The following is a 13,425-nucleotide window of genomic DNA, read 5'->3' as shown; positions in this document are numbered from 1 at the left end:
AAAACTAGTTACGACCAAATGTTAAAATAGGTTAATAGAACCTAATTCAATAAAAAAAGCACCTTTCAAGGAAGAAAGGTGCTTCTATTAAGGTCAGTAATTAATGTTACTTTTTATACTCGACTTCAAGGATCTGGAATAAGAATTCCTCAGATTTTGCATTGCTATTCTTGAATCTTAAAAAGACATCATGTTTTCCATCTATTCCTTCCGGTACCTTGAGGTGAAGCTTCCCTGAATTTTGTCTTCTAAATTCAGTGTATGACATCCCTGCTGGTGGTCTTCTAAAGCCTAAGTTTGGCATTTTACCTAGTTCTTCACTTTGACTGGCAACTTCATTATCTAAACCATCGATAACTAATTCAGCAGAACCTCCCAGTGATGCTGCTCTGCCGCCCGTTTGAACGTAAATTACTATTTCTTTGATACCTGTCAGGTCAATATTTTTATAACCAATGGATGACTGATCACCTATGACATAAAAGGCATTTCTTGAGGCCGTTTGTGTCACAGTAGAATTCTTAAAGTCAGCAGAGTGAGGTGTTAGATAAGGACTTCTTAAGACCACCAACTCCTCTTTTTGCAATGGCTGTACGCCTGATGCTCCCTGATCTTTATACGCAGCACGAAGTACAAAACTACCTTCCTCTTCGTAATCCGGAATAGCTGGTGTAACCTTACCAGTAAGGGATAAATTCTGATTTGCTGAATTCATGGAAAGAATAAAGTCTACCATTCTGGCGGCATCTGCTTTGGCTAAATCAGGGTGAGCACTCATACCATGTTCTCCCCAAACACCACTACCACCATTAATCACCTTATCTATCAATAGCTCTCTATTTTTTGTAGTATTTGCATACCTTTCAGCTACCTGCATGTAGCTCGGGCCTATTGACTTACCATCAAACTGGTGACACGAAATACAGTCGCTGCTTTCTATCAACTGTTTACCTACAGAGAATGACGCTACCTCATCTGCTGTAGCATGACTTGAAGCCATTTCAATTGGATCAAAACCTGCAGGAACATAATCGAAGGTTACCGCAACTGCTTTTTCATCAATACCACCGTTTTCAACACTTCCGTCCTCAGCATCTGAAACTTTGACCTGGTAAGGAATAGCTCCATCGCCAAAATAGAAGCTCTGGTTAAAACCTTCAGAAAGAGTTATATCTATTTCAGGTGATGCATTACCCGCGTTAACTATCAAGATTTTACTGTTAGATCCACCGTTTTCATCATGAACCACAAGCTCTACCTCATAATTGCCAGACTCACTGAAGGTATATTCTAATTCTTCTCCTTCTAATTGATCTACAATTGTTCCAGCTTTTTTAATATTCCATTGATAGCTTAGACTTTCTTCATCATAATCCATACTTCCTTTGGCAGACAGATTAACCTTTAATGGCACCTGACCAGAAGTCTTATCTACAGACGCTTCTACTATTGGCTTTCTGTTTCCAGAGTTATACTCGATTTTCACCAATCTGGAATTGGCGTTTTGTCTGAACCAGGCTGTTCCATATTCCAAAACATACAGGTCACCAGATGGCCCGAAATCCATGTCAATGGCACCAGAGTAAAAGTTATTTGGCAATACTCTCTCCATTGATTCAAAATCACCGTTTTCATCCATGGTTACTGCCATAATCCAGCCACGCATAAATTCAGAAATTAACCATTTTCCTTCATAATAGGCTGGCCATGGTCTCTCGGCTTCTTTATAATCAGCTCTACGAAGTACCGGCCCACCAGTGGCCGATCTACCCGAAGTTCCTACAATAGGGAACTCCTCTGAAGGTCCATAAGGATAATAGATCATTGCAGGCACAGGTACAGGCAGATCCACAATTCCGGTATTATTGACAGAGGTATTCTTCAAATTTTGAGGGTCATAGGCCTCTCCATAAGTTCCATCTTCTGAGTTGTAACGGTTATAAGGAATATTATCACCTATAACATAAGGCCAGCCGAAGAATCCAGCTTCTTTAGCTTGATTAAATTCGTCGTAACCTTTAGGTCCCCAAATAGAATCCACGTTGGCATCGGGCCCTACTTCTCCCCAATAGAGGTAACCCGTTTCGGTATCAATGGTAGGCCTCCATGGGTTTCTGTGGCCCATGGTATAAATTTCAGGTCTTGTTTTAGGCGTTCCTTCAGGAAACAGATTGCCTTCAGGAATGGTATAACTTCCATCAGCTTGAGGAGTTATTCTAAGGATTTTACCTCTTAGGTCATTGGAGTTACCCGGTGCACGCTGATCATCTTCATTTTTATGGCCCGGAGCCTCATTTAAGTTAGATGCACCACTTCTTGGGTTCACCGTGTTATTCCCCACTGTCAAATAGAGATTACCTTGAGGATCCCAGGTCATACCCCCGCCAGTATGACAGCACTCTTCTCTTTGGGTTTTAACCTCCAGAACTTCAATCTCTGATTCGTTATCCAGGTAATTATCTTTGAATTCAAATCTGGATAGGACATGTCTGGGTGTTTCTGGATCAGCGTAATAGAGATATACCCAATTATTAGTCTCAAAATTGGGATCTGCCACCACACCCATTAAGCCTTCTTCTGCTTCTCTGGTATGTCCTTCTTTGTTAGTATACTTTGTATTTACTTCAATGAAGCCAGCATCTGTAGTTTCACCAGAAACTTCATCAATTAGTTTAAGGCCACCTTTTCTTTCAACAATAAGGACTTTTTTACCAGGCAAAAAGGTCATTTCCATGGGCTCATCTAGGCCTTGGGCTAATGTGACTTCGGTAAATCTGTTGTCTTCAGGTTTAAAGTTTGGGTCGTCAGACTGATTTTTTTGACAACCAACCAGGAGGGCCGTAGATAACAGACCCACACTTAAAATTCTTTTCATGAGGTTATAAATAGGATTGGAATGAAGTGTTAAATTAACAATTCAACTTTGTTTGGTTATAGCCTTTCGATAAATCATTCAATTTTGCTGATCACATGGCAATTTTATTTGACAGAACAGTATGGATGCATAAAGCTTCCTTTTTTCCTTTACAGCCTTCAATGTTTTCCTTTAATTGTAGCAACAAAACCAAGAAATGGACAGAAGTAACGCATTAGAGCTAATTAAAATAGATGACTACTCAGTAACACCGAAGTATCAACAACTCGGCAACTCTATTCTAGACGGAATAAGGAAAGGTCTCATTAAAAAGGATGATATGATGCCTTCTATTAATGAAGTCAGTTTTGAGTTTGATATCTCCAGAGTTACCGTTGAAAAAGGCTATAATGAGTTGCGGAAAATGGGTATTCTTGATTCTGTACCCGGCAAAGGCTATTTCATCAAAAGCGTGGATGTAAGTCAGCATCTTGGAATTTTTCTCCTTTTCAATAAACTGAGTCATCATAAAAAGATTATTTATGACACTTTAGTTAAAGAACTTGGAGACCAGGCCGCCATCGATTTTTATGTTTACAATAATGATGTGGGTCAGTTTCAAAAGATATTAAACAAGCGAAAAAACGACTACACCCATTTTGTTATTATTCCGCATTTCATTGAAGGAGAAGACAAAGCAGCAATGCTTATCAATTCATTGCCAAAGGATAAGCTTATTGTGGTAGATAAAATACTCAATGAGGTTTCCGGAGAATACGGTGCCGTCTATGAGAACTTTGATAAAAACATTTTTGACGCCCTTTTGGAAGCCAAAGACAAGCTCGCCAAATATTCGACGATAAACCTGATCTTTCCTGAAAACAGCTATTATCCGAAGGAAATCATCAAAGGCTTTGAGAGTTTTTGTTCTGAATATGCTTTTGATCAGAAAATTATACATCAAATCGCTGAGGAAGACATCCAGAAAGGAAATGTTTATATTAATCTGATGGAGGATGATCTGATCGTTCTTATTGATAAAATTCTGGACTCTAAACTTCAGGTCGGTAAGGATGTAGGTATTATCTCTTATAATGAAACTCCGCTAAAACGGTTCATTCTCAATGGACTGAGTACACTATCTACAGATTTTGAAGCAATGGGAAAAAGTTTGGCCAAACTTATTTTAGAAAATTCCACAGAGCATATTGAAAATCCATTCAAACTGACTTTAAGAAAGTCATTATAAACATTTTAGAAATCTTCTCGAAGTATTTAGAAAAGCACTTTCTAAGCACATTAGATGACAGCTAAGGTAGGGCTATGACTGCTTAGCAGATCGTAAAAAATACTTTTGCAGTAACAAAACTATACCTAATGACAAACCGCAATTTTAAACACGTAAGTTACCTCTGGGATGATGCCAAAGCTAAGGAGCTTGAGGGTGACGAAGTTGGTCTATTTATCTATAGATCTAACATGCTCGGAGCTGATCTAAGACTTACAAATTATGGTGGAGGGAACACCTCTGTGAAGATAAAAGATAAGGATCCTGTAACCGGTGAAGAAGTAGATGTAATGTGGATTAAGGGTTCTGGAGGAGACATAGGAACCTTAAAGAAAAGTGGATGTGCCGCTTTATACTTGAATAAACTAAGAGGACTTGAAAACGTATATCGTGGCATAGAGCATGAAGATGAAATGGTAGGTTTATTTAACCATTGTATCTTTGATCTTGCTTCAAAAGCTCCTTCTATAGACACCCCTCTTCACGGTTTCTTACCGTTTAAGCATATAGATCACCTACATCCAGATGCTGCCATAGCCATAGCCGCAGCAAAAGACGGTAAAAAGATCACAGACGAGTTATTTGATGGCGAAATAGGTTGGGTTGGCTGGCAGAGACCAGGCTTCGATCTCGGGCTTCAATTGAGAAAATGTCTGGAAGACGCCAAGGCAAATGGTATTGAACTAAAAGGCATTATGCTAGGCTCTCATGGTTTGTTTACCTGGGGAGATACAGCGTATGAAAGTTATATCAATACGCTGGAGGTTATAGAGAAATGTGCTGAGTATTTGGAGCAGAATTATTCTAATGTTTTTGGTGGTCAAAAAATTGACTCCTTGGCTGAAAAAAGCAGAAAATCTCAGGCAGCAGCTATAGCTCCAATTTTACGTGGTTTCTGTTCTTCTTACCAGCAAATGGTAGGTCATTTTACTGATGATCCTAGAGTTCTGGAGTTTGTCAATAGCAATGATTTGGAGAAGCTGGCTCCTATGGGTACCTCATGTCCAGATCACTTTTTGAGAACCAAAATCTCTCCTTTGGTATTAGAGATTACTCCTGGTGAAGACTTAACTGACGCTGATGCAGTAAAAGCTAAGCTAGAGCCTGCTTTTGAGGCGTACAGAAACATGTATACAGAGTATTACGAAGCCTGTAAGCATGATAATTCTCCGGCTATGCGTGACCCGAACCCGGTGGTAATACTTTATCCTGGTGTTGGGATGTTCACTTTTGCCAAGAACAAAACCACAGCAAGACTAGCATCTGAGTATTATATCAATGCCATCAATGTCATGAAAGGCTCAGAAGCGGTTTCTGAGTATACCGCCTTGCCTAGACAAGAAGCTTTCAATATTGAATATTGGTTGCTTGAGGAAGCGAAGCTTCAAAGAATGCCGAAACCGAAGGCTCTATCTGGCAAAATAGCTTTGGTAACAGGTTCCGCCGGAGGTATAGGTAAGGCTATTGCAAAGAAGTTTGCTGAAGAAGGTGCTTGTATTGTTTTGAATGATATCAATGAAGAACGTCTTTCAGGAGCAGTAGAAGAGTTTAAAGCTGAGTTTGGCAGAGATGCTGTTGCCTCAACATTACTCAATGTTACAGATAAAGAGAGTACCTCAAAAGCTTTTGATAATGCTGTATTGGCATTCGGTGGAGTAGACATTGTAGTCAATAATGCCGGTATTAGTATTTCTAAATCTATTCAGGACCACTCATTAGAGGAATGGGATAGATTGTATGACATTCTGGTCAAAGGTCAATTTATTGTATCTCAAGCTGCAGTGAATGTACTTAAGAAACAGGCAATTGGTGGAGATATCATCAATATCGTCTCTAAAAATGCTGTGGTAGCAGGACCAAATAACCCTGGTTATGGATCAGCGAAATCTGCTCAGGCTCATATGACCAGACTGATGGCGGCAGAGTTAGGGCCAGATAAGATCAGAGTTAACATGGTAAACCCTGATGCCGTAATAGCAGATTCAAATATTTGGGCCGGTGGCTGGGCTGAAGGCCGTGCTAAAGCCTACGGAATCACTGTAGATGAGCTACCTGCATTTTATGCCAAAAGAACGCTTCTAAACGAAATCATTTTGCCGGAAGACATCGCCAATGCCTGCTTTGTTTTAGTTGGTGGCTTGATGAATAAGTCTACGGGTAACGCCCTGAATGTAGATGGTGGTGTAGCAATGGGCTTTTATCGTTAATTTTGATTAATGAGATATTCAGAGCTGTGAACTAAACTTCACAGCTCTAATTTCATCAATCCTTACCTGTTGAAAAATGAAAATCAATAAAGAAGATATTCAAGAGTTTAATGATTCTCTGTTGGAACCACATCAGGAGAAATTAAACTTTACTAAAAGAGAAGTCACTAATTCTGAGGCTATCATTCAGAAACTTGTGGACTTTCAAATAGCCATTCCGTCATGGGCATTAGGCACGGGTGGTACTCGTTTCGGAAGATTCTCTGGAGGTGGAGAGCCTGCCACTTTGGAGCAAAAAATTGAAGATGTAGGCTTAATTCATGCCCTCAATCAGGCTTCCGGAGCTATTTCACTTCATATTCCATGGGATATACCAAAGGATGCTGCTGCAATTAAGCAATTAGCTACTGAGCATAATCTTGTGTTTGATGCGGTTAACTCCAATACTTTTCAAGACCAAAAGGATCAGGAATTGAGCTATAAATTTGGATCATTACAGCACACAGATCCTGCAGTTAGAAAACAGGCCGTAGATCACAATATTGAAGTAATTAAACATGGCATTGAACTAGGTTCAAAATCATTAACGGTTTGGTTATCAGATGGATCAAATTTCCCTGGTCAGTTAAACTTCCGTAAGGCTTTTGAGAATACCTTAGAAAGTCTACAGCAAGTTTATGCTGCTCTGCCAGATGACTGGAAAATGTTTGTGGAATACAAGGCTTTTGAGCCAAACTTCTACTCCATGACAGTGGGCGACTGGGGGCAGTCTTTATTATTTGCCAATAAATTGGGACCTAAAGCCAAGACTCTTGTAGATCTAGGTCACCATTTACCAAATGCCAACATTGAACAGATCGTTTCTCTTTTGATGATGGAAGGAAAACTGGCTGGTTTTCATTTCAATGATTCAAAATATTCTGATGACGACCTGACAGCCGGCTCTATCAAACCGTATCAATTATTCCTGATTTTCAATGAATTAGTAGCAGGGATGGATGCCGCCGGTATGAATCATGCCAAAGATTTGGGCTGGATGATAGATGCTTCACATAACATCAAAGATCCGCTGGAAGACTTAATGCAATCTGTCGAAGCTATTATGCTGGCCTATGCTCAAGCACTTGCGGTGGACAGAGCAGAACTGGAAGAAGCCCGTGATGATAATGATGTAGTAACCGCTCAGAATATCCTTCAAAATGCCTTCAGAACAGATATGAGAGCCCTAGTTGCTGAAGCAAGGTTTAGAGCTGGTGGTGCCTTAAATCCAATTGGTTTTTACAGAAAAATGGATGTGAGAGACAAGTTGATTCGTGAAAGAGGATCCGCCACGGTAGCTACAGGACTTTAAAACTTTTCAATTTCAAACCCCGCTTTTTTAAGAGGCGGGGTTTGACTCCCTGGGTTCATGAATACCATTGCCATTTTTGATATCGGTAAAACCAATAAGAAACTTCTACTTTTCAATGAACAGTATGAAGTGGTTTACCAGTATTCAGAAGAGTTACCCGAAACCATGGACGAAGATGGTTTTGTCTGTGAAGATCTAAAGGCCCTTCAAATCTTCCTGACGAATTCTATAGAAAAGGTAAAAGAGAAAGGAGATTATAAGATAAAGGCTCTCAATTTCTCTGGCTACGGTGCTTCATTTGTCTTTTTAAATGATCAAGGAAACACCGTAGGACAATTGTATAATTACCTCAAACCTTTTGATGAGGAATTACAGGGTGAATTGACAAATAATTATGGACCTGAAAGTCAACTTTCTGCTGAAACAGCTTCTCCTTTTCTAGGTTGTTTAAATAGTGGATTGCAGTTATTTGCCATAAAACATCAAAAGCCGGAGCTTTTTAAACAGATAAAAACAGCATTGCATTTTCCTCAATATCTGGCCTATTATTTTGGAGCAGATCCAGTTTCAGAATTGACAAGTATTGGTTGCCATACCAGGTTATGGAATTTTGAGAAGAATGAGTACCATAATTGGGTAAAAGAGGAGAATTTTCTAGGCCTCTTCCCTCCTATTCATACCTCCAATACGGTTTTTGAGAAAAATGGCGTTTTAGTTGGCTGCGGTTTGCATGATAGTTCATCAGCCCTAATTCCCTACCTGCGTTCTTTCTCAGACCCCTTCATGTTAATTTCTACGGGAACATGGAGTATCACCTTGAATCCTTTTAATTCAAATCCTCTAACTGAAATAGAGTTAGCACAAGATTGTTTAAGTTTTATCAGTTTTGAGGGGCATCAAGTGAAAGCTTCCCGGCTTTTTGCAGGTCAGATGCATGAGGATGCAGTTAAAGCTATTGCCAAACACTTTCATTGCTCGGTAGACTTTTTTAAATCACTTCAGCCTACTGCTGATTGGTTAGATTCAAATCAGGATTTTGAGTTTGACAATCTGAATGGTTATACTAATGAAATCAAGGCATACGAGGCCTTTATGACCTCTTTGGTCAATAAGCAAGTAAATGCCATTCGTTTGGTTCTTACTCCACAAGTAGGTCAAATTTTCATTGACGGAGGCTTTAGTAAGAACCCTTATTTCCTTTTAGGGCTGAGAAATGCTTTTCCCAACATCAAGTTTTATGCTGCCGAATTAGCTCAGGCTTCTGCTTTAGGGGCGGCCTTGGCCATTCATGAGGAATGGAATGAGACGAATCTTCCTGCAGACTTAATTAAATTGAAGGATATTTAAGAGTTTAGTTTTCGGGGAAGTTCTATACTGATATATTAGCTTTCAAACTCTGTGGTATTCATTAAACTATTACTTGTGAAATCAACCTCCTGTTTCTTAGCTCTTTTTGGCTTGATAAGCTCCTGCAAACCAGTTTATATGTTCTCCTCATTTAGAGATAACGGACAGGATGGATTGCATTTTGCGTACAGTAAGGACGGGCTACATTATACAGCATTAAATAAGGACCAATCATTCCTTAACCCCACGGTAGGTGATGATAAACTCATGCGTGACCCATGTATCATCCAAGGCCCGGATGGCACTTTTCACATGGTCTGGACGGTAAGTTGGAATGACCGAGGAATAGGTTATGCCTACTCCAAGGACTTAAAAAACTGGTCTGAGCAGCGTTTTCTGCCCGTTATGAAGCATGAAAGTGAAACCCTAAACACCTGGGCACCAGAAATCACCTATGATAATGAAAAGGAGGAGTATATGATTTATTGGGCCAGCACTATTCCGGGGGAATTTGAAGAAACGGCAGATGGTGGTGATAGTGAATATAACCACCGTATGTATTACACCGTAACTAAGGATTTCAAAGAGTTTACAGAAACGAAACTATTATTCGACCCAGGTTTTAATTGTATTGATGCCACCATCCAAAAAATTGATAATGAATGGATTATGTTCATTAAGGATGAAACCCGATATCCAGAGGCTGCTAAGAATATACTAATTGCCAAAGCAAATAAACTTAACGGACCATACAAGATCATATCAGAACCCATCTCAAAAAATTGGGTAGAAGGACCTACCTACTTAAAAACTTCGCTGGGGCATACTTTATTTTTTGACGCCTATACTCGACATCAAATGGAAGCCATTGCTTCAGATGATCTTGTTAATTGGCATGAACTATCAGATAAGATTAGCTTCCCAGAGGGCACCAGACATGGAACTGTTTTTACTGTAAAACCGAAAGTTTTACGAGGCTTACGTTGAAGGTAATGATATTGTAAGCAATTGAAGCCACTACTCAAACTTCAGCTACTCATAAATTTCTTTCAAAAATATCCTTATTCATTTACACATGATCAGGATGCGGATGAGTATAACCCTCCCTGTAAGGTCTCATCAAAAGTGCAGTAGCCTCAGGATCACCTACAACCGTTCTAGTCTCAGGATCATAGACTAAATCACGTCCACCTAAACTCTGAGATATATTGGCCAAAATACAGGATGCCGTTGAAATATGACCTTGCTCAATGTCAGCAACAGGTAACCCTCCTTTTTCAATAGCCTCCAGAAAATTAAGCATATGAGCTCTGGTAGCAGGTGCAGCATTCATTTCTATCCTTTCTTCGGTAAGGTCTTCCGGGTATTTCTTTCTCTCAATGTAAACATCGACATGTTCAGGCTCGGCATCTACACCAGGAGCAGGCGTATAATCATACATCATGGTAGAGCATTCGAGAGTACCTTTTTCGCCGTAAAACTTATATGACCAAGGATATTTTGGATCTGCAGCATTTCCCCAGCTGCGGTGGTTCCAAACCACATTGAGTTCGTCAAATTCAAAAAGGGCGGTCTGCGTATCGGTAATATTTGATTTAGCATCTTTTTGGACGAAAATTCCTCCTGTAGAGCTGATTTTCTTTGGCCAGCCTAAATCCATAGTCCACCTAACGGCATCCAACATATGAACACACATATCACCCACTATGCCATTACCGTATTCCATAAATGCACGCCACCACCTTCTATGCGGTAAGCCGTCGTAGGGTCTTAAAGGTGCCGGACCCGTCCACTGATCATAGTCAAAATGAGCAGGGACCTCTTGTAATGGAGGATTGCTGTTATTTCTCATATGGTAATAACAGCAGATATCTACATGAGAGATTTTACCCAACTTACCTGTATCAATGTATTTCTCCTTGGCTTGTACCAGGAATGGAGTACTTCTTCTTTGGGTTCCTACCTGCACCACTTTATTGTATTTTCTGGCAGCAGCCAACATTGCCTCACCTTCAATCACATCTACTGAAATGGGTTTTTGCACATACACATGTGCACCTGATTTGATAGCATCAATACACATTATCGGATGCCAGTGATCAGGGGTACCAATGAGAACTATCTCAGGTTTTGCTTCGGTCAATAGTTTTTTATAATCAGAATAACCTTTTGGTTCTTTTCCTGATTTTTGTCGCTGACTTACTAATTTCTGTGCTTTTGCCAGAACCTCAGTATCTACATCACAAAGTCCTACCACATCTACATTGGCAACTTGAATAAGCCTGAATAGATCAGATTTTCCATACCAGCCGGTACCGATGAGTGCTACTCTGTAAGTTTTGTCCGATTTGGCAAAGGTTTCTTGTGAGGCTATACTTGTTAAAGCAATAGAAGCTGCTGTTCCTTTGATAAAGGTTCTACGGTCAAGGTTCATTTTTCAATAGGTTATTTGGTGAGCTGAAAATAGTAATTTCGTTAGAAACCACACGGTCTGTTTCGACCAATCCTGAAAATTGAAGAATGAATGTATAAAAAAGCCTCTATTTCAGAAGAAATAGAGGCGTAGGTATAGATCACTATTGTAGTTAAAAGTCGTATTTGAATGCTTGCATTTCTTTGTAGTATGACCCTATCAACTTTTCACCGTTTTTAAGATTCAAATCAAATGTTAAATGAACCTGAGGATAAGTTCCTTCATATTCTACACTTCCGGATTCCACCTTTATTTTCTTTCCGCCAAGGCTTAGAATTTCGGCTTTCACTGATTGGCTGCCATCATTTGAAATAGAATAATGGCCGTTTCTGAAGGTCTTTGCCTTCATGCGATTCCTCAATAGTAGGACCACTTCCTCATGTGCATTAACCGAGGAATTATTGAGATCAATGTCTGACAGATAAATATCTGTTCTAAAAGTTTGGTCTCCCTTCTCAGAAGGCTTTTCTTCTAAACCTCCAAAGTTTAAGCTGACTTTGGTATTGGCGTAGGCCAACTCGTTTTTCTCAAGCTTAAGATCTCTGGCAGATCCTAAAAAGACGAAAGAGCCAAACAACAAAATGGGTAAAAGCATATAAATATGCCTGAATAGTAGTTTTTTAATCATTCACTTTTTGGTTTTTCCTGACTCCCGTGAATGCTCAAAAATTGAACCAAAAAACTCTTATTTCTTCTTTAACCGTGCCATGTAAAAGCCATCAAAGCCCGTTTTAGCAGGCGAAACCCTTTCTTCCTTCTCTAGAGTAAATTCATCTGAAAGAGACAAAAAACGTTCTATTTGGGCTTCATTCTCACTTTTAAGTAAGCTGCAGGTAGCATAAACCATTACACCACCTGATTTAAGCAACTTGGTATAATCGTTTAATATTTGCTGCTGAGTTTGAACGATTTCCTCAAGAAATGAAGGCTTAAGTTTCCATTTGGCATCTGGGTTTCTTTTTAAAACTCCCGTGCCAGAACAGGGAACATCTAATAATAAGTAGTCTGCCTTCTCCGAGTGGCGATCTATAAAATCTTGATTTATTACCGATGTTTTGATGATATCTACTCTATTGCGTTTGGCTCTAATGTTTAGCTCTTTTAGTTTTCTTTTCTCCACATCTGTAGAAATGATTTCTCCCGAATTCTGCATTAAAGCTGCCAAATAGAGGCTTTTTCCTCCAGCACCGGCACAGGCATCTATCACAGTAGCACCCTCTTCCGGGGCTAAATATTCCACGATTTTCTGGCTACCAGCATCTTGAACTTCAAAAAGACCTTTGCGATAGCTCTTCAAATGATCTATTTTCTGACGTTTTTTTAAACGTAATGCATTTTGGAAATCCACAACTTCATCGACTTCAACACCCTCCTTGGCAAGTACCTTTTTGAGTTCTTCAAGGTTTGTTTTTAACGTGTTTACCCTAATAAAAACTTCTGACGGTTGGTTTAGCTCGGCCAATTCAGCATCCCAGTTGGGCACCTCCTTCTCTCCTAACTCATCAAGCCAGTCAGGTATTGACTCCCTTACTTTTCTACTTTTATCATCAGCAGCGTAGTTTGTTAATACTTTTTCAGCTTCAAGAGCCTTGAACTCTTCCCACTCAGGTAACTCATAGCCTTGAATGGTGAGCCAACCACCAATCATCTTCCAGAAATTCTGTTCATCTTTAAATTTACGTTCATTGATCTCCACTGAAAACTTAAGCAATCTCCACCATCGGATGATATCATAGGTGTTTTCGGCAATAAATCTCCTGTCTCTACTCCCCCATTTAGGGTTTGACTTTAATGTAGACTGAATCACCTGATCTGCTTTTTGATTTTCATTGAAGATCAATATCAGGTTTTGTAGAACAGCTTCAGCCAGTGGCCTGTGAACTCTTTTCATCATATGGGTTCAAA

The 13,425-nt window shown here is 39.7% G+C and carries 9 protein-coding genes; 5 read left to right on the top strand and 4 right to left on the bottom strand.

Going from position 1 to position 13,425, the window contains the following annotated elements:
* Positions 1 to 106 precede the first annotated feature (106 nt).
* Positions 107 to 2,875 (bottom strand): PQQ-dependent sugar dehydrogenase, encoded by a 2,769-nt coding sequence (locus ACUXV0_RS02540; RefSeq protein ID WP_446191493.1) that lies wholly within the window; start codon positions 2,873 to 2,875, stop codon positions 107 to 109.
* A 196-nt stretch (positions 2,876 to 3,071) separates the two neighbouring features.
* Between ACUXV0_RS02540 and ACUXV0_RS02535 the strand changes: the two genes are divergently transcribed.
* From ACUXV0_RS02535 to ACUXV0_RS02515, 5 genes are all read left to right on the top strand, one after another.
* Positions 3,072 to 4,103 (top strand): GntR family transcriptional regulator, encoded by a 1,032-nt coding sequence (locus tag ACUXV0_RS02535; protein WP_446191492.1) that lies wholly within the window; start codon positions 3,072 to 3,074, stop codon positions 4,101 to 4,103.
* A gap of 128 nt (positions 4,104 to 4,231) precedes the next feature.
* A complete protein-coding gene (locus tag ACUXV0_RS02530; protein WP_446191491.1) occupies positions 4,232 to 6,349 on the top strand; it encodes a bifunctional aldolase/short-chain dehydrogenase in 2,118 nt (705 codons plus the stop codon).
* A gap of 76 nt (positions 6,350 to 6,425) precedes the next feature.
* A complete protein-coding gene (locus ACUXV0_RS02525; RefSeq protein ID WP_446191490.1) occupies positions 6,426 to 7,700 on the top strand; it encodes a TIM barrel protein in 1,275 nt (424 codons plus the stop codon).
* 57 nt (positions 7,701 to 7,757) lie between these two features.
* Positions 7,758 to 9,047: an FGGY-family carbohydrate kinase gene (locus ACUXV0_RS02520; RefSeq protein WP_446191489.1), complete on the top strand. Its 1,290-nt coding sequence runs from the start codon at positions 7,758 to 7,760 to the stop codon at positions 9,045 to 9,047.
* Between the two features lie 138 nt (positions 9,048 to 9,185).
* Positions 9,186 to 10,034: a glycoside hydrolase family 43 protein gene (locus ACUXV0_RS02515; protein WP_446191488.1), complete on the top strand. Its 849-nt coding sequence runs from the start codon at positions 9,186 to 9,188 to the stop codon at positions 10,032 to 10,034.
* An 82-nt stretch (positions 10,035 to 10,116) separates the two neighbouring features.
* On the opposite strand, the gene ACUXV0_RS02510 is transcribed toward ACUXV0_RS02515, so the two are convergent.
* The 3 genes from ACUXV0_RS02510 to ACUXV0_RS02500 all read right to left on the bottom strand — a co-directional run bounded on the left by ACUXV0_RS02510 (position 10,117) and on the right by ACUXV0_RS02500 (position 13,414).
* Positions 10,117 to 11,481 (bottom strand): Gfo/Idh/MocA family protein, encoded by a 1,365-nt coding sequence (locus ACUXV0_RS02510; RefSeq protein ID WP_446191487.1) that lies wholly within the window; start codon positions 11,479 to 11,481, stop codon positions 10,117 to 10,119.
* Positions 11,482 to 11,632: 151 nt separating this feature from the next.
* Complete coding sequence (locus tag ACUXV0_RS02505; protein ID WP_446191486.1) at positions 11,633 to 12,148, bottom strand: hypothetical protein; 516 nt, start codon at positions 12,146 to 12,148, stop codon at positions 11,633 to 11,635.
* 57 nt (positions 12,149 to 12,205) lie between these two features.
* Positions 12,206 to 13,414: an RsmB/NOP family class I SAM-dependent RNA methyltransferase gene (locus ACUXV0_RS02500; RefSeq protein WP_446191485.1), complete on the bottom strand. Its 1,209-nt coding sequence runs from the start codon at positions 13,412 to 13,414 to the stop codon at positions 12,206 to 12,208.
* Positions 13,415 to 13,425: the final 11 nt, after the last annotated feature.

Source organism: Jiulongibacter sp. NS-SX5, from assembly GCF_052828545.1.
This window is presented reverse-complemented; position numbering and strand designations above follow the sequence as displayed.

What these genes read in the sequence shown, in the direction of transcription:
- ACUXV0_RS02540 (WP_446191493.1), bottom strand. Translation starts at nt 2,875, where the DNA reads ATGAAAAGAATTTTAAGTGTGGGTCTGTTATCTACGGCCCTCCTGGTT.
- ACUXV0_RS02535 (WP_446191492.1), top strand. Translation starts at nt 3,072, where the DNA reads ATGGACAGAAGTAACGCATTAGAGCTAATTAAAATAGATGACTACTCA.
- ACUXV0_RS02530 (WP_446191491.1), top strand. Translation starts at nt 4,232, where the DNA reads ATGACAAACCGCAATTTTAAACACGTAAGTTACCTCTGGGATGATGCC.
- ACUXV0_RS02525 (WP_446191490.1), top strand. Translation starts at nt 6,426, where the DNA reads ATGAAAATCAATAAAGAAGATATTCAAGAGTTTAATGATTCTCTGTTG.
- ACUXV0_RS02520 (WP_446191489.1), top strand. Translation starts at nt 7,758, where the DNA reads ATGAATACCATTGCCATTTTTGATATCGGTAAAACCAATAAGAAACTT.
- ACUXV0_RS02515 (WP_446191488.1), top strand. Translation starts at nt 9,186, where the DNA reads ATGTTCTCCTCATTTAGAGATAACGGACAGGATGGATTGCATTTTGCG.
- ACUXV0_RS02510 (WP_446191487.1), bottom strand. Translation starts at nt 11,481, where the DNA reads ATGAACCTTGACCGTAGAACCTTTATCAAAGGAACAGCAGCTTCTATT.
- ACUXV0_RS02505 (WP_446191486.1), bottom strand. Translation starts at nt 12,148, where the DNA reads ATGATTAAAAAACTACTATTCAGGCATATTTATATGCTTTTACCCATT.
- ACUXV0_RS02500 (WP_446191485.1), bottom strand. Translation starts at nt 13,414, where the DNA reads ATGATGAAAAGAGTTCACAGGCCACTGGCTGAAGCTGTTCTACAAAAC.